Here is a 17,993-nt window from a genome sequence, read left to right as displayed (position 1 = left end):
AGAGGAGAATCTTAAAATGAAAGCAACAGTATTTATTAAGCCCGGTAAAGTCGAAATTCAAGAGGTTGATAAGCCAACCATTCAAAACTCAACTGACGCGATTATCAAAGTAGTAAGAGCTAGTGTGTGTGGATCAGATCTATGGTGGTTCCGAGGAATCAATGATATGCCAGCTAACTCACTCGTTGGTCATGAAGCCATTGGGATTGTGGATGAGATTGGCGAAGATGTGCATAGCGTGAAAGTGGGCGATTTTGTTATTGCGCCATTTACACATGGTTGTGGGCATTGTGCTGCATGTCTTGCAGGATTTGATGGTAATTGCTTGAATCAAAAAGAGATGGGTAGTTCTGGTTATCAAGCCGAATACTTACGTTTTAGAAGTGCTGATTGGGCATTAGTTAAGGTTCCTGGTCAACCAAGTGATTATTCCGATGATCAATTGAATTCGTTTGTTGCATTGGCTGATGTCATGGCAACTGGCTATCATGCTGCTGTTAGCGCCGAAGTTTCTGAAGGTGATACGGTGGTTGTGATGGGTGATGGTGCTGTTGGTCTTAGTGGTGTAATTGCTGCTAAGTTGCTTGGTGCTAAACGAATTATTGCGATGAGTCGTCATGAAGATCGCCAAAAATTAGCTCGTGAATTTGGAGCGACAGACATTATCGCGGAACGTGGTGATGAAGCTGTTGCCAAAGTTATGGCGCTCACAGGTGATGGGGCAGACGCGGTTCTTGAATGTGTTGGAACCGAACAATCTGTTGATACTGCGGTTAAAGTTGGTCGGCCTGGTGCCGTTGTTGGCCGGGTTGGCGTACCTCAAAAAGAGACCATGAATACGAATAATTTATTCTGGAAGAATATTGGTCTTCGCGGTGGAATTGCATCTGTGACAACTTATGATAAGGGGACATTATTAAAAGCTGTTTTAGATGGCAAAATTAATCCTGGCAAAGTCTTTACCCAACAGTTTAAGCTTGACGATGTTCAAAAGGCTTATGATGCTATGGATCAGCGAAAAGCAATTAAATCACTATTGATTGTTAAAGAATAGAATTTTATGAGAAATCAGGATTGGGTAACAAGGTTTCAGATAGTATTCTTTAAATAAAAACAGGATTAAAAATCTCGGAAATGAGATTTTAATCCTGTTTTTTTGCTAACCCTTAAAGGATCCAACGGTAGCAACAAATGATTTTTAAATTACTACAAAAAGGCGTCACATTGTTAACCGTTCATCGATTAATTGGTTTGCGCTAACCCCCAAGTGTCGGAGAACTTTTTCGGTACTTAAAACACCATTGGCAGGACCGACGATGAAAAATAAGGCGGACGTTAATTCTTGCTCAGTTAATTTATTTTGGTAGTCAAGGGTGGTAAATCTAGTGATATGTTGGTCAAAAGTAATTAGAGATTCTAGGGAATCAAATGCTTGTTGATAATAAAAATCAGAAGCTTCATGAACACTCCAGAGCACATGAATTTTTCGACTACTTGCATATTGCTGTGTCAGGCTCAAAAGAGGGGCAATTCCGGTTCCCATACCGATCAAAATTAAAGGAATTTTTGGGTTGGCATTTTCAATTAAAGGTGCAAAACGTCCAAATGGACCTTCCAATTTGACATCGCTACCAGTAGGGATGCTGGATAGCTGGCTGGTAAAATCACCAGTATTTTGAATGGTAAAAGTGATTATGTTTGGTGAACTTATTGGGGCAGTGGTGACAGAGAACGGATGTGATTCATTAGTTAAGCCGGTAACATGTTGAAATGATAAGAAGTAAAAATCCCCAGCCTGATACTTAGGGGCTTTACGACCTAATTTAATTTTCACCTGCCGAACATGTTGATTTAATTCGGTGTTATCAATTAATTGTCCATTCAGACGTTCAGCAGAGCTGGCAACAAATTTTTTCCAAGCATATAAGCCGAGACTAACAATAGTGTAGACATCAAATAAAATTATAAAATCAGTAATTTGACTGACCCGACCAATTAAGTGAACGTGTAACCAGATTAAGCCGATAACCACAAAATTCAGGCGATGAATCCATAAAGAAAGTTGATGTTTGAAAATAAATTGCAATTTTCGCTTAAGTGAAGCAGCAATTGGAAATCGATCTACCAGCCAGCCTGACAGGAAAAAGCTAGCATAAAGAACCCCAAAAATTGCGAGGTACCAAGCAAAATGACCGGTATTTTTGATAAGTTGATCCATTGAAAAAGCATTTAAAACGTGATAAGTTGCCAAACCTAATGCCAAAACACCAAGTAGACCGTGAACAAAATACATAGCAGGTAACCCAATCCGCCATTCTAACCATTGTGGCCGTGTCGATAATAAGACAATGCTTAACCACCAGACATAGGCGACAATTCCGGCGTCATAGATTATTAGATGTTGAATTGAGTCGGATAAACCGGTGTTCAACAGAATAACTAATGGTAATGGGACGATCAAAATAATAACTAACCAAGTTATATATAGGGATACTGGATGATTTTTTAGCATGGATACTCCTCCATTCTTGTTGATAACTGTAATATACAGCATGGTGTGCACACCAAGGCAAGTTTTTTTAAAAAAAGACTTGCCTTGGTCTGGACTCCATAGTTTATGCTAAGCAAGAATCAAGCGTAAATGAGGTGAGACTAGTGAAGAAAAAAGTTATTTTAATTGCTTTAGGGCTAATAATAAGCTTGGGAATAATTAGTATGTATTTGGTTTATACAAATCAATCTGTTACAGACCAAAGTAATCGGAAGGTTACTGTTAACAGCTCAAAAAAGAAGCGGAGGAAGCAGATGGCAAAAATACCTGCTAGTTATCGGAAACGTGCTTTAGACGCACAACGAGGTAAAGTTGAGAGAATTACTTATCAAACAACTTACCAGAATAAAAGATATCAAAAAAAGGCTTTGGTTTATTTACCGGTTGGGTATAATCCAAACGATTCTCAGCGTTATAACATTTTATATTTATTACATGGGGCCATGATGAGTGAAGCCAGTTTTCTTGGTGGTGCTGGAACAAATTCTGGCAGTGCTTTTAAAATGTTACTGGACCACGAAATTGCCGCAAAAGAAATGAAGCCGACAATTGTCGTTACCCCTAGTTATTATCCAAATAATAGTTTTAAGACTAGTGATTATGTGGAAGATGATCCATTGAATCTAGCATTTGCACGCAATGAGTTGCCCAACGATTTAATGCCGGCGGTTGAGAAGCGTTATCGGACTTATGCGCGAACTGCAGATAAAAAAGGTTTTGTAGATTCACGTGACCATCGTGCGTTTGGTGGATTCTCGATGGGGGCCATTACGACCTGGTACGTTTTTGAACACGATCTGAACCTTTTTAAATATTATGTTCCAATGGCTGGAGACAGTTGGACGGTGGAAGCAAATGGTGGGGGAACAGAACCAAAAAAAACTGCAATAAAGCTGGCTAAACACGTTCAAAATAGTGACTATCAAGCAAATGATTTCTTGATTCTGGCCTCTGTTGGTGGTACGGATGGCACAAGCAGTTCAATGGCTCCACAGATTAAGCAAATGCGACAACATCCACAGCAGTTTACTAAGGAGAATCTAATTTATCACATCGATAGTGGTGGTGGTCACGATATAGATTCGGCGGCAAATCAAGCTTATAATGCATTTTCACAACTTTTTGAAACTAAATAGAACAATGTTTCTTATCAATGATGATAAATATAAAAAGGAGAGTACAAATTATGAAAACGAGAATTACGATCTTTATCGTTGCAGTGGTGGCGATAGTTGGTGTACTGATTGGATATAATGTTTATAACCAACGCCAAAGTCGGTCAACAAATCAAAATGATCAGTCGGCAGCAACTTCGGGTAATAAAAAAACACAATCAAGTAGTTCGAAAGGTAAAGTAGCTAAAAAGAATGGTAAAACATTAATTGTTTATTTTTCGCGTAAAGACGGTGTTTACGGTGGAAACTTAAAAGTTGGTAATACAAAACGAATTGCCGATTTTATTCAAACCAAAACCAAAGGTGACGAATATGAGATAGTGCCAGCTAAGGAGTATCCAAAAAGTTATAAGAAAACGACTGAGGTTGCCCAAAAAGAACAAGAAGATAATGCCCGACCAAAAATAAAGAATAAGCTACCAGATGTTAGCAAGTACGATACCATTTTTATTGGTTCGCCAATCTGGTGGAGTGAATATCCAATGGTTGTCCGTACTTTTCTAGATGGCGTTAACTTGAATAATAAAAATGTTGTGCCATTTACCACGCATGAAGGGTCTGGTCTAGGGAATACAACAGAAACATTGAAAAAGCAATACACTCGCGCTAAAGTATTGAAAGGTTTTTCAGTTTCAGGCAGCGATGCAGCAGATGCTAGAAGTGATGTTAATAGTTGGTTAAATGGTCTGGGTTACTAAGATCTAACCTCGGGAACATCAAGTTAGGCATAAAAGAGAGGAAGTTTTCGATGAAATTTATCATGTTAGCTACAGGCTTGAGTACTAATACCAGACTAGCTGTCGTAATTGGTTTAATTATTTTCGCTGTGCTGTTCTTTAAATTAATCGTTGGATTTATTAAATTTTGCCTTCGTCATCCTATTATTTTTTTAGTATTATTGTTTGGTGGTGGGTTAGGGCTAATATTCAATTTGTTTTTAGGTGGCATCGTAATTGTGGCGGTTATCGTGGGTGGAATTGCATTCTGGCTGCTCAGCGAGTTTGATGGTTTCAATTGATTATTTTCAGTCAAATAAAGTTATAGTGTAGGAGATAGTATATATGAATAGTAAAAAAGGTTGCTGAGACTTTAAATGTTTCTGTTATACTTCACGATATTATGAACGAGTTGGTGATCCCACGAGTAGTTCAAGATGAAAAATGGGTTATGATGGCATGAATAATAAAAAAATGATCATTTGCTCCTTGTTATCAGGTGATACTAAGGTTGCGGCAAAAAAAATTGCCAAGAAGATTGAGGGCTCTATCATTTACACATAAAAATTTGACATGCTCATATGATCAAGTATTATTTTTAGACTTTACGTCTGGTTTGGTTTGTTATAATATGATGTACAATAAAATCTTTGATAATTCTTTTATTTGAATTATAAAAGATTGATACTGTTAGTTGTGTTTAACTAGGAAATGTCTTTAAACAAATTACTGCGCTTTTTGAGGAATTGAGGGTGTAATTATGTATAGTATTCGTGATGTTAGCGATATTATGGAGATTAGTATCTACACGCTAAGATACTATGAGAAAATTGGTTTGTTGTCCTTTGTAAAGCGAAATGAGAATGGTGTTCGCGAATTTAGTAAAGAGGATATTGTGACACTAAATACAGTTTATCGGCTTAAGCAAACAGGTATGTCTTTGAAAGATATTAAAAACTACTTAGAATTAGTGGATAAAGGTATAGAATCAATATCGGAAAGAAAAGAAATGTTTCGGGAACAGAAAATAAAGGTTCAGCAGCAGATTATTGACTTACAAAATGCATTGAAAACAATCAACGGAAAACTTCATTACTATGAAGAGGCAAGTAAATAAGGGTCATTAGCAGTTTGTCATGATGAACGGGAAGTATTTATGCAAAAGATTTTGAATGGCGAAATGAATTAAATAAAAAAATCAACAGACATAATCAAGATGTGAAGTGAACCCCCAAGATTGGACAGATAAAATCTAATCTTGGGGGTTCTTTTATGGTTAAATTTAATTTTGATTTCAAAGTGAAAGTAGTAACTGAATATTTAGGTGGTCTGCCCGTTAATTCATTAGCACACAAATACAGGATTGGTAGTAGTGCCACAGTTTTAAATTGGATTCAAAGATATGAGAAATTTGGCCTTAACGGTCTTAAACGCAAAGCAATGGATTTAGAATATGCTAGCCAGTTCAAAGTCGATGTATTAAACTGGAGAAAACAAAATCAGGCCTCGCTTCCAGTAACTGCCTTACATTTTAATTTATCCTCGCCGAGTACCATTTGGCAATGGGAAAGTCGGTTTAAGGCATTAGGAATTGTGGGTCTAGAGCGAAAGCGAGGCAACGCCAAGAACATGGTAAAACACAAGAATAAAAGTCGCAAACCCATTGTCCAAAAGGACAATTCCACAGCCAAAGAGGATTTAAAACAGCTTCAAAAAGAAAATGAAATGTTAAAGATTGAGAACACCTACCTAAAAAAATTAGAGGCCTTAACTCGGAAAAAATCAGTACAAAAGAAATCTCAGAAATAGCCATCGAGTTAAGGCAACTATTCCAAACTTCTATCAAACTGATTCTTAAAGTAATCCAAATTCCACGCAGTACCTATTACTACACTCAGAGTCATGAGAGACGTAAATTTGATGATGACCAGATTATTCAAGCAATAGACGAGATTCGCCAAAAAGATCCAAAATACACCAAAAAATACGGCTATCGAAGACTTACAAATGCATTACATGATTTAGGATTTAAAGGTAATCATAAACGCGTTTTGCGAATTATGCAGGAACACGGGTGGTTGTGTCATGCCTTTAATCGACAAACCAAAAAATATAATTCATATAAAGGTTTAGTGGGTAAAATCGCCGCTAATCGCTTAAAGCGACGCTTCAAAACCGATAGACCTTATCAAAAGCTCGTCGCAGACGTTAGTGAATTCAGATATGGAAACATGGGAATGAACGAACGAGTTTACCTCGAACCAGTTCTTGATTTGTTTTCTGGAGAAATTCTAGCATTCAATATTAGTGAACATCCAACAGTTAAATTCGCAATTAAACCGCTTAAAGAGGCTTTAGAAAAGCTACCAAAACTAAATTACCGGACAACAGTCCATACTGACCAAGGCTTTCAGTATCAACATCGACACTGGCAGCAGGTTTTAAAGCAACATCACGCTTATCAAAGCATGTCACGTAAAGCAACTTGTCTTGATAATGCGGCGATGGAGTCATTCTTTCACATTATGAAAGCTGAAATGATGGATGAACATTTTGAAGATAAAGCTAGCTTAATCCAAGCAATGACCGAATGGATAGGTTTTTATAATAATCGTCGAATTAAAACAAAATTGAACGGCAAGTCCCCGGTAAAATACCGAGAACTCGCCGTTCAGAGAGCAGCATAAATATTTGTCCAATTTTATGGGTTCACTTCAATGTCTGTTGATTTTTTTTACATAAGAATAGCTATAAACTGCTGTTTAATGGAGATTAGCGGACAATCAAAATAATTTAAAAAAACTTTTTAAAAAGTACTTGCGCTGGAGTGCGGTCTAGCGGATACAATAGTAATTGTTGTGAAGGAGGAATAAATTTGAAGATCCTTAAAAAGGTAAATAACCAAGGTTTTGGTAATAATGTATTGTTTATCAATGCAAGCGAAAACGTAACTGGCAATACAAGTAAACTAGGCAACAAATTACTCAAAGGTAATAAGTATCGACAATTAAATCTTGTGGATTATAAAATCTATCAAATAGGCCAGAAATTTTCAGATGATCAATTTAACGATGTACTTGGTGTAATTGAGCAGTCTGAAACTGTCATACTGGGAACACCAGTTTACTGGCATACGATGAGTGGCTATTTAAAAACGCTGTTAGAAAGACTTTCACAGGATTCGGATAAAGATGCATTGCATGATAAATCGATTGGTGTATTTGTTCAAGGTTCTAGTCCAAGTGACACTATTGAACCGACCAACAGCATCATTAAAACTTTTGCAAGAGTTGCAGGGATGAAATATATAGAAATGAGATATTAAGAATGGAAAATCAATTTGGTTTAGTTTATAAAGGTGCATTGACTCAAAATGTTGCAGGTGAGGTCAATATTCGTACAGTTGAATATGAGGCAAATGGTGTAAAAATTGGGGCCAATGTTTATACACCTGCCAACTATGATGAAGACAGTGATCAATTATATTCAGCAGTAACGGTTGCGCATCCAAATGGTGGTGTTAAAGAACAAGTTGCCGGGTTATTTGCTCAAAAATTGGCAGATAATGGGTATATTACAGTTGTGGCTGATGCGGCTTATCAAGGAGCTAGTGATGGATTACCACGTAATACGGACAACCCAGCTTATCGAACAGAAGATATTCGGGCTATGGCAGACTTCTTAGAGAGTTTTCCTGGTGTTGATATTAACAAAATTGGCGCATTAGGGATTTGCGGTGGTGGTGGTTACACGATTGAGGCAGCAAAAACTGATAAGCGTTTAAAAGCTATCGTGACTATTAGTATGTTTAATAGTGGCCGTGTTCGACGAAATGGTTTCCACGATTCACAACTTGATTCAATCCAGCAACGATTACAAGACGCCGCTCAAGCACGTACTAATGAGAAACGGGGTAATGAAGTTGAGTATATTGGTGAACTATTTACTCAACCTGTAGTTCTCACAACAGAACAGCTTGAAAAAATTCCTGCTGGTCTTTATCGGGACGGTATGGTCTATTACGGTAATACTCATTTTCATCCTAGATCTACGGGTCGATATACTAAAAGCAGCCTGATTAACTTAATGGCCTTTGACGTCGAAGATCACGTTGAATTAATTAATCAACCATTGCTAATGATGGCAGGATCTGATGCAGATACGCGCTATATGACCGATGACGTCTATAAAAAATTAACTACTGAAGATAAAGATCTTTTCTTATTGGAAGGCGCTTCACATATTGATACCTACTGGAAAGAACCATATGTTACGCAGGAAATAGATAAATTGGTCACTTTTTTTAATCGAAAGCTATAGTTGAAATTATAAAGGCTGTTAATTTGTGTAGTGTGAAAATAATCATTACTAAGTTCTTTTAATTGTTTTTGAAACCACACTGAGGTTTATAGTGAGATTAGCAAGTTAAGCTGTCAAGGAGGCAATCAAATGAAAGTAATTATTTTAGGCGCTACAGGACAAATATCAGGTTTTTTGATTGAACGTTTGTTAAGAGAAACTGATGCCGAGTTGACTTTATTTGGCCATAACGTAACTAATCGTGTTCAATTAAGTGTACCAGAGCGAGAGAATATCGTTGATGGTGATATTTTGGATATTGCCACGTTAGTACATGCCCTCAAAGGTCAAGATATAGTGTTCTTGAATGTGCCAACTGCGGACACAATGAATGGGACTGCTACGGCTATGCAACAAGCTAGTATTCGTCGATTAATAGTTTCTGGAACCATAGGACTTTATGACGAAGTTGGGGGTAAGTTCGGTGAATGGGGAAAATCTTCTATGGGGGCCTATTTTTCAAACCGACAACCAGAGCGGAATGCAATCGATGCGTTGGATTCTGATTCTAATATTGACTACACTTATGTACGGATGTCAATGCTATACAACAATTCGAAGAATGACGATTATACATTGATTCCATTTGGAGAAATGGTCACAGGAGCGCAAGTCTCACGGCAAGCAGTCGCACGTTTTATTACTGATATGGTAAAAACGCCGACACTGCAAATTAATAAAAATGTCGCAATTATTGAAAAGGGTTCTGAAAATATGAGTAAACCATCGTTCTATTAAGAAATAAATGATTGATATAAAACACATTTTTTAAAATAATTAGAACAAAAAGCTTGCTATAGTGTGCAGACTAAGGTTTATATTAAGCAATGAAAACAGATAAGAAGTGTTTATTTTATGACAAAAAAAGTTATTGTGATTACAGGTGCATCAAGTGGTATTGGTGAAGCAACGGCAAAATTATTGGCCGCACAGGGCAATCAATTAGTTTTAGGCGCCCGTCGTGAAGCTCGTTTACAAGAAATTGTCAGAGATATCGAAGCTGCAGATGGTGAAGCAACTTACATGGTGACTGACGTGACGGATCTTGCTTCTGTAAAGAAATTAGCTCAACAGGCAATCGACACGTATGGTCGAATTGATGTTTGGCTGAATAATGCTGGCCTAATGCCACAATCTGTGCTAGCAGAAGGAAAAGTTGAAGACTGGGAACGAATGATCGATGTCAACGAAAAGGGTGTCCTTTACGGTATTAATGCAGCACTTGGTATTATGCGTGAGCAGAAGTCTGGTCATTTCATTAATACTTCTTCTATTGCAGGACATATTGTTGGACCTGGTTCTGCTGTTTATAGCGCTACTAAACAGGCTGTTTTAGCTATTAGTGAGGGCTTACGCCAAGAAGAGGCACAGGCTGGTAGTAACATTCGGGTTACGGTTGTGTCACCAGGTGCAATTGCAACTGAACTAACAAACTCGATTACGGATGAAGCGGTCAAAAAAGGGACTGAACAATTTTATGATCAATTTGCAATTTCGCCAGATCGTGTTGCGGAATCGATTGCTTTTGCAATCAATGCACCAGAAGATACAGCAATTAATGAAATTATTATTCGTCCAAGCAAACAAGTGATGTAATAATCGCATAATTACAAGTGTTAAATCGGTTGATTATAGCTATAATCTTAATTAAAGTTATAGCTATTTTCATACATAACCTAATTTATAGATCAGCAGGGTAAAGTATACAGTCGCAATGTTTTTGCTAGTACTTTTTTTCTATAGAGGTTTAATTAGCGAATAATAATGATGCCAGATACTTTAAAAATTGTTGAAAATATAGCAAGAGAAATAAAATATTGCTCTGTCTCGATTTACTTTCCCGATGTAGCTATTTTGAAATTAATACGATAAAATATATGAAAAGGTTTAAACGTTTTAACGGAGGAACGTTAATATGACAAAAACAGAAGACTTTCAAATGATTGAACGTGGGTTTGTACAAAGCCAAGCGATTTTTGTTGCATTAGGGGATGAAAACCGGCAGTCAATTATCATTTCGTTATTGAAGGCTGGTTGCGATGGTCTGCGAGTTGGTCAACTAACCGAGCAAACTCACTTATCACGGCCTGCAGTTTCACATCATTTGAAAATTTTAAAAGAGGCTCAGCTAGTTTCAATTCGAAAGGATGGCACTAAGCACTATTATGCAGTTCAGCCAAGTAAAAACTTTGCGATTATGCAACAAACTGCAGCAATCATTGAGCGATTAGCAGAGGAGAATGAGAGTAAATGAATGTAACAATGCGCGCAATGCAAATTAACAAATACGGTCACGCTAAACTTGTTTTAAAACAAGTACCAATTCTTGAAATTGGAGCCACTGATGTACTTGTAGCAATCAAAACTGCCAGTGTGAATCCAATTGATTCTAAGACTCGTGATGGAGAAGTTAAGCTACTGGTGAAGCATACCATGCCACTCACTTTAGGCCAGGATTTTGCTGGCATAATTGTAAAGATTGGTGCACAGGTGGCTAAATTTAAAGTGGGTGATGAGGTCTATGGTCGGCCACGCGATACAAGAATTGGTACTTTTGCAGATTATTTGGCAGTCGATGAAGCTGATATTGCACTTAAACCAGCTAATTTATCATTCGAGCAAGCAGCTGCGATTCCTTTAGTTGGGTTGACCAGTTACCAAGCATTAGTTGATATCGCCAAGGTGGAACCCGGCCAAAAAGTATTTATTCAGGCTGGTGCTGGTGGCGTCGGTTCAATTGCAATTCAACTGGCAAAAAATTTAGGAGCATATGTAACAACTACTGCAAGTGCTAAAAATGAACAACGAGTTAGAGAATTAGGTGCGGATCAAGTAATTGATTACCACACTACGCAGTTTGAAGACGTTTTGAGCGACTACGATATAGTCTTTGACACATTGGGTGGCAATCAACTCGATAAATCATTTAAAATCTTAAAACCAGGTGGCAGGATTGTCTCAGTATCGGGATTACCAAATGCAAAATTTGGTCGTGAACGAAAATTAGGGTGGCTAAAAACATGGTTATTTGGACTAGCAACGCTTAAGTTATCGCGGTTGGAGCGCAAATATCATGTGTCGTATCATTTTTTATTTATGCAACCTAGTGGAAAAGAACTTGAGCAATTGACAAAGTTGATTGAACAGGAAAAATTAATACCGATTATCGATCGGATATTTTCACTCCCAGATGCGCAAGCGGCGTTAGAATATTCCGAAACTGGTCACGCTCATGGTAAAATAATTATTAAAGTTGATGAATAACAGATAAAGCAAAGACACAGTTATGTAATCATTAAGTTTAAATTGGGCACCTGTCCAATCCTACTGATAGCTAATTTTTGGACAGAACTAGAAGTTACATAACTTCTAGTTCTGTTTTTTTATTTGGTTTGGTTCGCAGCTGTTGTGACTTGATTCGGGAAACTGAATGATGGTAATTACGGAAGCCAAAAGCTATTCGCTGATTCTGTTTGCTTATGCGTTTAATGCTTCAATTGTCCCTTAAAGGGTGTTTATACTGAACTGCGCTAAAAATAATAATTCGTTCAGAAAATTTTTTTGATTAAAAAGCTTGCCATAGAGTTCAGTCTAGGGCTTAAACTACGGTTATTGAAGACAGAGCAATCAACTTTGTCTATAATTTTGAGGTGAGCGTATGCAACGAACATTATTTATTAATACAAGTAATTATCACGGTAGCCTGGTTCTTAAATTAGCTAAAATAGTTGTTTCAAAGCAGATGAGTCAAACGATTAGTTTAGCTAAACATCTCGTTTTAGCTGATCTTGGGGAAGAGGATGAGGATGAATTTTTAGGTATTTGTGAGTCGGTTCGTGACGCAGATGTTTTGACTGTCGGTGTGCCGCCAGATTGGCAAAGTAGATCATCAATGACCGCATTTATTAAGCGAATGGCTGAGGTGCAGGGAATTGATAATCCGTTTAGACGAAAAAAATTGGTTTTAGTAATGCCGGCTGGAGCTAGTACTGAAACCGTGATTAATATTTGGAGTGATGTTGCTGTCCGGTTTGATATGGATTTAGTGGAAGTAGTTACTGATATCGATTCAGCGAGAGCCGTGCCGCACAATATCTCTTTACAGGTACTGATTCACCGACTACGATGAGGATTATTTATCGACTAACTTCAAATTGACTAGAATGACACGTGGCAAATAATAAAAAAGTAAGAATTAAAGCTTGCTATAGAGTCCAGACCGTAGTTTACACTAGTATTGTATTAAAGAAGTGGTCATTGAGGAGATAAAATTAGCATAAAAAAAGGAATGTGAACTGAACCCCATAATTTGGAGTGGATTTTAAGCAACCAACTGGTCGGATAGGTTTCGGTATTGTACCGGAGTTTTTCCGGCCAGTTTTGTTCTAATTCTTTTATTATTATAATAACTAACGTATTCAGTTATGGCTATTCTTAATTCTTCGTAGGAGGAATAGTGGTTATTATGCACCGTTCCAACTTTTAAAATATGGAAACAACTCTCAGCAACCGCATTATCCAGACAAGTCGCTTTGCGACTCATACTCTGCATAATGTGGTTTTTCTGGGTCTCTGTCAAATCGTATTGGTGGAGATTTTGAACGGCACATTCACTTCGGTGAATGTGCTTTTTGTTTACTCATGAATTAAACTAATCCGGATAAAGAAGTTGTCAATATTTTGAAAACCAAAACAGTTACGCTTTAATGCCTTGATTTTACGATTAAGTCCTTCAATTGGACCGTTGGAAAATGGATAACGACAACTGTTTAGAAGGGCTGAACCATTTTTGATAAACGTGTTGATCGTTATGTCCATTTGATTACTAGTGGGTTGGTAGTTAGTAAGTAAGGATTGGAACGCATTAGCATCCTTTTGGTGTATGGCACTTAAGATACCTTGATAGGTTTGATACACAGATCTAAATCTGGGAAAAGCGTCTAGAGCTAAATCAATGGCGTTTTGTTGCGTCATATACTCGTTAATTCCGCGTAAATAAACAGCCTTAGAATCATTAACTTTTATTTCATCAAGATGAAATAAACGCCATTGAGATTTTAAAATATGATAAATTCGTGAATGCTTATCTTGGATAGTACGAATGGTCTGCGTGCGTTCATTATCTAAGGCACGCCCAGCCAGTTGAATAATATGGAAACGATCGATAATCGTGGCCGCATTGGGAAATAAGCGATGAATGAAGCTGCCATATTCAGCATTCATGTCAATCGTCACTGATTGAACTTGGGCACGTTCTTGAACCGAAAAACGAGCTTCAAAGTAGTCAATGATATCTTTACTTAGCCGATCTTTTAAAGTAACAATTCGGCGATGACTAACGGCATCGCAACAATTAAAGGACATCCAGTGATTACAGGAACGAAATTCATCAAAGCAAAGATTCTCTGGGAGATGTTTAACACGATAGGCTAAGTGAATATTGGCATTTAGGATTCGTTGAACACTGCTTGGCGAAATTCCACAAAGTTTAGCAATTTCTTTACTCGTCAACATATCGCGTGCCAAAACGATCACTTGATGTTTGATATTATGTGTGAAAGTTTCGTTACGATTAACCAACTTAGTTTTAGCACCACAGGTTTTTGAACAATCTTTACATTGGTATCTTTGACGTTTTAAATGCATTTCGTAACGACCACCGGATAAGGTTCCTAAACGCAGGTGACTCATGTGAGTTCCGTTTTTAATTAAGCTTTTATGGCCACAATGTGGGCACTTTAAAAGTTGATAAGACAAAGTTGCATGGACGACATGAATACGTTGGTTTGTGGAACACCGTTCTTTAGAAATACCAGTGACAATTAAGTTTGGGTCTGTTATTTCGAATAAGCATAAGATAGGATTAGTTAGGGACATCTGAATTTCCTCTTTTCGATTTGTTTTGGCGATTAAATCGTAGCACAAAGAGGACAGATGTCCTTTTTTATTTTTCTGATTTTCAAAACAGACAAAAAACCGGTATTAGTTATTCACCAATACCAGAAAGTGTAGACCCGTTTTTCTTTAGCTTGGAAACATACTGATAATTCTGATATTGAAAACCTTGATCTGAATGAATTGTCATCTTATAAGGTAATTGTGGTTTTGAACGAATTAAATCCATTAAAGGTTTTGTGACAAACGCTACATTAGGGCTAAGACCAATATTCCATGACAATATCTCGTTACTGTAAAGATCAACAAATGAAGTAAAATAAGCACGCTCAGAAATCGAACCAGAACCCCAGCGAACTTCAGTCACATCGGTCACTACTTTTTGATAAGGTCGATCCGTATTGAATCTGCGATTCAGTTTGTTTTTAGCAAGTTTACCAACAGTACCTCGATAAGAATTATATTTTCTAGTTTTTCGATCAAAAGCATGACAAAGCACGTCATTTTGTTTCATGATCTTTAATACCACTTTATGGTTAACAATTTTACCGTTGTTCCTTAATGCATCGGTAACCGTACGATACCCGAAATCTGGATTATCTTGTCTAATTTGAAGAATTTCATCCACTAAGTCCTGGGAATAATTAGTTTTATATTGTCGGTTAAGTGCATCATGATAACTACTACTTGACATACCGACAACTTTTAAAATAAAGCTAAGCACTTCGTTCAAATCACGCCTTAATTCAGCAACTATTTGTGCTTTTTCCTGGTTTTTAATGCTTTCTTTTTCTGAACCAAGGCGTGTAATTTTTCCAAATAAGCTAATTTAACTCTCAATTCACGGTTTTCTTCTTCTAATTCCTTTTTAGACTTTTCATTATTACTATCTGACATGGTATTTGACCGCCTTTGATTAGGATTAAGGCGTCCTTGTTCAAGAGCTCGTTCCCATTGCCAAATTACAGCTGGATGTTTAATTCGAAACTGCTTAGCAGTTATCGGCAAGGATGCATTTTGATCTAAACGCCATTTAATTACTTTCATTTTAAACGAATAATCAAAGTAAGTCTTCTTATGGTTTAAACTTAGACCTTCAACACCGAACTGTTCTAACCTGCGTTTCCATTCATATAAAGTGGCAGAGCCCTTGATACCGTACTTTTTCATGATGATACTTTGAGGCAGGCCACTAGTTAATTCTAGAACTGCATTTATTTTATTTTCCTTTGAGAACATAACAAACCCCGATAATTGGAGTAATTCAAATTATCGGGGTTCAGTTCAGATGATAATTTTCATTTAGTTCATATGACCGGCATGGTCCAAACTAAGGCCGAATGGTTGGGACAAATTGATAGCAAACAAATGAATTATTTCTCTTCAACTGGAGAACATGTGGAAATCAAAGAAGAGGGTAATGATAAGTCGGTCTTAAGTGGGCAGAGCCAGGTAGATGCCAGTATTCATGGTGGTCGAAATACGTGGCCTTTACAATTGAATTTACACGTAGAAAAGTTAGCTGATTGGCTGGAAAATTATGAATATTGATGCCAAGATGCACTAAAAGAAATAATTTAAATTCTATTGTCGGCAAAATAAGCCTGCGATAGAATTTTTTTGAGGATCGTAAAGCATTCTGATTTTATGTAAATATTGGAGTACACTGATAACGATCGACAAAACAAATTTTTGCAAAGGAGATCTTTGGACATGAAAGCAGATGTAGTGATAGTTGGGGCCGGCGCATCAGGAATTGGTGCGGGACTCACTTTAGCTGAAGCAGGCAAACAGGTTATCTTACTTGAAAAGGGAGATAAGTTTGGGGGTGCCGGAATGTTTGGTGCTCAAGGCTTGTTTGCAGTTGGCAGTAGCCAGCAAGAAGCGGAAGGTAATTCTTTCACTTTAAAACAGGCTTACCAAGAGCTGGTAGGATACACGCATTACCGTTCTAATTCTGCCTTAACAAAAGCAATTCTGTCCAAATCAGCTTCTACGATTGATTGGTTGAGTGAACGCGGATTAAAAACCGAGTTAGTCAACAATACTCAAGAAGTGCATCAAGATCATCCTAAAGTCTATCACCAATATATTGATAAATTTGCCGGATTTGATCGATTAATGCAAAATTTCAAAGATCAAGGTGGACGGTTGCTGTTACAAACTGCTGGAGTTGAAATTATCCGTGATCAGGATCAAGTTACAGGGATTAAAGTTATCCAAAACAAGAAAGATTTTGTGATTGATTGTTCGATAGTTATCGCAGCTGATGGTGGATTTATTGGCAACTCAGATTTGGTCAAAGAACATTTAGCAATTGATTCAAATAACCTGTATAGCATGGGCGAGCGCAAAGCAACTGGAGACGGTATTAAAATGTTGGCACAATTGGGCGCAGACACCAGCCATATTGGGGTGTTTGAAAATCACGCAGCTTCTGTCATTTCACCACATGACGCTAAATGGCACAACGACACAATTTTTACCCTAACCAATTTGCCGTTTCTGTGGGTTGATCAAAGTGGCAAACGATTTGTTGATGAAAGTGTTTGTTATGACTTTGCGCTGTGGGGGAATATTACTTACACAATTGGCGGAGCGTACTACTTCATTTTGGATCAAGCCCTCGTGGATAAATTGTCTGATCAAGAACTTAATTGGACCAATTCATTTGAGCGAACGTTTGTCAGTTTGGCGCACAAACCAATGACACATAAGGTTGGACCATTTCCCCAAATTGATGTTGATTTAGAAGAAGCCGTTGCCAAAGGGGCCGCTTGGAAGGCCGAAAACTTAAAAGAATTAGCAGAGCAACTTCAGGTCTCAAAAGAAACTCTTGGACAAACGGTGAACCGATACAATATGCAGGTTGCCCAAAAAGAAGATTCTGATTTCTATAAGCCAAGTGAATTCATGCGCTTTTCAGTAGCGCAAGGACCATTTTATGCAGTTAAGGCTCGCTCGACTTCTTTAGGAACCATTGGCGGCATTGAAACTAATGAAAGGATGGAAGTTTTGAAGACGAACAAAAAGCCTGTGCAAGGAACGTTTGTGGCCGGCAACAATGCCAGTGGGATGTATGATACTTCATATCCAACTCTAGAAGGAATTAGCTGTGCGTTTGCTTGGAACTCAGGTCGGATTGCTGGTGAATCAGCAATCAAACTTTTGGATGTGGGAACAGAAACCTATTATGACTAATTTTTTGATAATGTGAGTTAAGTCAAAGAGAATATGAAGTAAAAAAATTGGCGAAATCTTCATACCGATGATTCACTACTTTTTTTGATTGCCTTG

At 37.5% G+C, this 17,993-nt stretch carries 21 protein-coding genes; 16 read left to right on the top strand and 5 right to left on the bottom strand.

Going from position 1 to position 17,993, the window contains the following annotated elements; genetic code table 11:
- The first annotated feature begins 16 nt into the window (after positions 1 to 16).
- Positions 17 to 1,054 (top strand): zinc-dependent alcohol dehydrogenase family protein, encoded by a 1,038-nt coding sequence (locus PI20285_RS04990; RefSeq protein WP_057774542.1) that lies wholly within the window; start codon positions 17 to 19, stop codon positions 1,052 to 1,054.
- Between the two features lie 165 nt (positions 1,055 to 1,219).
- Here PI20285_RS04990 and PI20285_RS04985 read toward each other — a convergent pair whose 3' ends face one another.
- Complete coding sequence (locus PI20285_RS04985) at positions 1,220 to 2,512, bottom strand: ferric reductase-like transmembrane domain-containing protein (RefSeq protein WP_057774540.1); 1,293 nt, start codon at positions 2,510 to 2,512, stop codon at positions 1,220 to 1,222.
- 293 nt (positions 2,513 to 2,805) lie between these two features.
- Here PI20285_RS04985 and PI20285_RS04980 point away from each other — a divergent pair, with 293 nt between their 5' ends.
- The 13 genes from PI20285_RS04980 (at position 2,806) to PI20285_RS04920 (ending at position 12,930) form a co-directional block, all read left to right on the top strand.
- Positions 2,806 to 3,687 carry an alpha/beta hydrolase gene (locus PI20285_RS04980; protein ID WP_158694975.1) on the top strand — a complete coding sequence of 294 codons (882 nt, stop codon included), beginning with the start codon at positions 2,806 to 2,808 and terminating at the stop codon, positions 3,685 to 3,687.
- Between the two features lie 50 nt (positions 3,688 to 3,737).
- Positions 3,738 to 4,424 carry a flavodoxin gene (locus tag PI20285_RS04975; protein ID WP_057774535.1) on the top strand — a complete coding sequence of 229 codons (687 nt, stop codon included), beginning with the start codon at positions 3,738 to 3,740 and terminating at the stop codon, positions 4,422 to 4,424.
- A gap of 50 nt (positions 4,425 to 4,474) precedes the next feature.
- A complete protein-coding gene (locus PI20285_RS04970; protein WP_236698835.1) occupies positions 4,475 to 4,744 on the top strand; it encodes a hypothetical protein in 270 nt (89 codons plus the stop codon).
- A 458-nt stretch (positions 4,745 to 5,202) separates the two neighbouring features.
- On the top strand, positions 5,203 to 5,559 hold the full coding sequence (locus PI20285_RS04965; RefSeq protein WP_082623305.1) for a MerR family transcriptional regulator: 357 nt from the start codon (positions 5,203 to 5,205) through the stop codon (positions 5,557 to 5,559).
- Between the two features lie 155 nt (positions 5,560 to 5,714).
- On the top strand, positions 5,715 to 6,251 hold the full coding sequence (locus PI20285_RS04960; protein ID WP_063698703.1) for a helix-turn-helix domain-containing protein: 537 nt from the start codon (positions 5,715 to 5,717) through the stop codon (positions 6,249 to 6,251).
- Positions 6,200 to 7,129, top strand: a complete 930-nt coding sequence (locus PI20285_RS04955; protein ID WP_105782194.1) for an IS3 family transposase — start codon at positions 6,200 to 6,202, stop codon at positions 7,127 to 7,129. The genes PI20285_RS04960 and PI20285_RS04955 overlap by 52 nt, the downstream gene beginning before the upstream one ends.
- A gap of 188 nt (positions 7,130 to 7,317) precedes the next feature.
- Positions 7,318 to 7,767 (top strand): flavodoxin family protein, encoded by a 450-nt coding sequence (locus tag PI20285_RS04950; protein ID WP_057775459.1) that lies wholly within the window; start codon positions 7,318 to 7,320, stop codon positions 7,765 to 7,767.
- Between the two features lie 2 nt (positions 7,768 to 7,769).
- On the top strand, positions 7,770 to 8,762 hold the full coding sequence (locus PI20285_RS04945; RefSeq protein WP_057775461.1) for an alpha/beta hydrolase: 993 nt from the start codon (positions 7,770 to 7,772) through the stop codon (positions 8,760 to 8,762).
- Between the two features lie 129 nt (positions 8,763 to 8,891).
- Complete coding sequence (locus PI20285_RS04940) at positions 8,892 to 9,539, top strand: NAD(P)H-binding protein (RefSeq protein WP_057775462.1); 648 nt, start codon at positions 8,892 to 8,894, stop codon at positions 9,537 to 9,539.
- Positions 9,540 to 9,656: 117 nt separating this feature from the next.
- The gene (locus PI20285_RS04935; RefSeq protein WP_057775464.1) at positions 9,657 to 10,397 is read left to right on the top strand and encodes an SDR family oxidoreductase; all 741 of its coding nucleotides are present in this window, start codon (positions 9,657 to 9,659) and stop codon (positions 10,395 to 10,397) included.
- A 343-nt stretch (positions 10,398 to 10,740) separates the two neighbouring features.
- A complete protein-coding gene (locus tag PI20285_RS04930) occupies positions 10,741 to 11,055 on the top strand; it encodes an ArsR/SmtB family transcription factor (RefSeq protein WP_197460030.1) in 315 nt (104 codons plus the stop codon).
- An 8-nt stretch (positions 11,056 to 11,063) separates the two neighbouring features.
- Complete coding sequence (locus PI20285_RS04925; protein ID WP_105782255.1) at positions 11,064 to 12,065, top strand: NADP-dependent oxidoreductase; 1,002 nt, start codon at positions 11,064 to 11,066, stop codon at positions 12,063 to 12,065.
- Between the two features lie 394 nt (positions 12,066 to 12,459).
- Positions 12,460 to 12,930: a hypothetical protein gene (locus PI20285_RS04920; protein WP_057775470.1), complete on the top strand. Its 471-nt coding sequence runs from the start codon at positions 12,460 to 12,462 to the stop codon at positions 12,928 to 12,930.
- A 192-nt stretch (positions 12,931 to 13,122) separates the two neighbouring features.
- Here the strand turns inward: PI20285_RS04920 and PI20285_RS04915 are convergent, their stop codons facing one another.
- The 4 genes from PI20285_RS04915 to PI20285_RS04900 form a co-directional block, all read right to left on the bottom strand.
- Positions 13,123 to 13,344, bottom strand: coding sequence for an IS3 family transposase (locus tag PI20285_RS04915; RefSeq protein ID WP_158694974.1), 222 nt, complete (start codon positions 13,342 to 13,344; stop codon positions 13,123 to 13,125).
- Between the two features lie 92 nt (positions 13,345 to 13,436).
- Positions 13,437 to 14,726 (bottom strand): ISL3 family transposase, encoded by a 1,290-nt coding sequence (locus tag PI20285_RS04910; RefSeq protein ID WP_245080630.1) that lies wholly within the window; start codon positions 14,724 to 14,726, stop codon positions 13,437 to 13,439.
- A 61-nt stretch (positions 14,727 to 14,787) separates the two neighbouring features.
- Positions 14,788 to 15,429, bottom strand: a complete 642-nt coding sequence (locus PI20285_RS04905; RefSeq protein WP_105782192.1) for an IS3 family transposase — start codon at positions 15,427 to 15,429, stop codon at positions 14,788 to 14,790.
- 20 nt (positions 15,430 to 15,449) lie between these two features.
- On the bottom strand, positions 15,450 to 15,935 hold the full coding sequence (locus tag PI20285_RS04900; RefSeq protein ID WP_063698689.1) for a helix-turn-helix domain-containing protein: 486 nt from the start codon (positions 15,933 to 15,935) through the stop codon (positions 15,450 to 15,452).
- A 72-nt stretch (positions 15,936 to 16,007) separates the two neighbouring features.
- Between PI20285_RS04900 and PI20285_RS04895 the strand changes: the two genes are divergently transcribed.
- Together PI20285_RS04895 and PI20285_RS04890 are read left to right on the top strand one after the other, a co-directional pair.
- Entirely contained in the window at positions 16,008 to 16,247 is a 240-nt protein-coding gene (locus tag PI20285_RS04895) for a nuclear transport factor 2 family protein (RefSeq protein WP_057774794.1), read from the top strand.
- 162 nt (positions 16,248 to 16,409) lie between these two features.
- The gene (locus tag PI20285_RS04890) at positions 16,410 to 17,897 is read left to right on the top strand and encodes an FAD-dependent oxidoreductase (RefSeq protein WP_057774792.1); all 1,488 of its coding nucleotides are present in this window, start codon (positions 16,410 to 16,412) and stop codon (positions 17,895 to 17,897) included.
- The last annotated feature ends 96 nt before the right edge of the window (positions 17,898 to 17,993 follow it).

The organism is Pediococcus inopinatus, from assembly GCF_002982135.1.
Classification (GTDB): Bacteria; Bacillota; Bacilli; order Lactobacillales; family Lactobacillaceae; genus Pediococcus; species Pediococcus inopinatus.
Note: the sequence above shows the minus strand (reverse complement) of the source record. Positions and strands in the feature narration are given on the sequence as shown.

Bases quoted from the DNA above. Each gene is read 5' to 3' on its own strand.
- PI20285_RS04945 (WP_057775461.1), top strand. From the start codon at position 7,770: ATGGAAAATCAATTTGGTTTAGTTTATAAAGGTGCATTGACTCAAAAT.
- PI20285_RS04975 (WP_057774535.1), top strand. From the start codon at position 3,738: ATGAAAACGAGAATTACGATCTTTATCGTTGCAGTGGTGGCGATAGTT.
- PI20285_RS04925 (WP_105782255.1), top strand. From the start codon at position 11,064: ATGCGCGCAATGCAAATTAACAAATACGGTCACGCTAAACTTGTTTTA.
- PI20285_RS04935 (WP_057775464.1), top strand. From the start codon at position 9,657: ATGACAAAAAAAGTTATTGTGATTACAGGTGCATCAAGTGGTATTGGT.
- PI20285_RS04980 (WP_158694975.1), top strand. From the start codon at position 2,806: ATGGCAAAAATACCTGCTAGTTATCGGAAACGTGCTTTAGACGCACAA.
- PI20285_RS04960 (WP_063698703.1), top strand. From the start codon at position 5,715: ATGGTTAAATTTAATTTTGATTTCAAAGTGAAAGTAGTAACTGAATAT.
- PI20285_RS04965 (WP_082623305.1), top strand. From the start codon at position 5,203: ATGTATAGTATTCGTGATGTTAGCGATATTATGGAGATTAGTATCTAC.
- PI20285_RS04895 (WP_057774794.1), top strand. From the start codon at position 16,008: ATGACCGGCATGGTCCAAACTAAGGCCGAATGGTTGGGACAAATTGAT.
- PI20285_RS04915 (WP_158694974.1), bottom strand. From the start codon at position 13,344: ATGAGTCGCAAAGCGACTTGTCTGGATAATGCGGTTGCTGAGAGTTGT.
- PI20285_RS04985 (WP_057774540.1), bottom strand. From the start codon at position 2,512: ATGCTAAAAAATCATCCAGTATCCCTATATATAACTTGGTTAGTTATT.
- PI20285_RS04900 (WP_063698689.1), bottom strand. From the start codon at position 15,935: ATGTTCTCAAAGGAAAATAAAATAAATGCAGTTCTAGAATTAACTAGT.
- PI20285_RS04930 (WP_197460030.1), top strand. From the start codon at position 10,741: ATGATTGAACGTGGGTTTGTACAAAGCCAAGCGATTTTTGTTGCATTA.
- PI20285_RS04970 (WP_236698835.1), top strand. From the start codon at position 4,475: ATGAAATTTATCATGTTAGCTACAGGCTTGAGTACTAATACCAGACTA.
- PI20285_RS04890 (WP_057774792.1), top strand. From the start codon at position 16,410: ATGAAAGCAGATGTAGTGATAGTTGGGGCCGGCGCATCAGGAATTGGT.
- PI20285_RS04940 (WP_057775462.1), top strand. From the start codon at position 8,892: ATGAAAGTAATTATTTTAGGCGCTACAGGACAAATATCAGGTTTTTTG.
- PI20285_RS04990 (WP_057774542.1), top strand. From the start codon at position 17: ATGAAAGCAACAGTATTTATTAAGCCCGGTAAAGTCGAAATTCAAGAG.
- PI20285_RS04920 (WP_057775470.1), top strand. From the start codon at position 12,460: ATGCAACGAACATTATTTATTAATACAAGTAATTATCACGGTAGCCTG.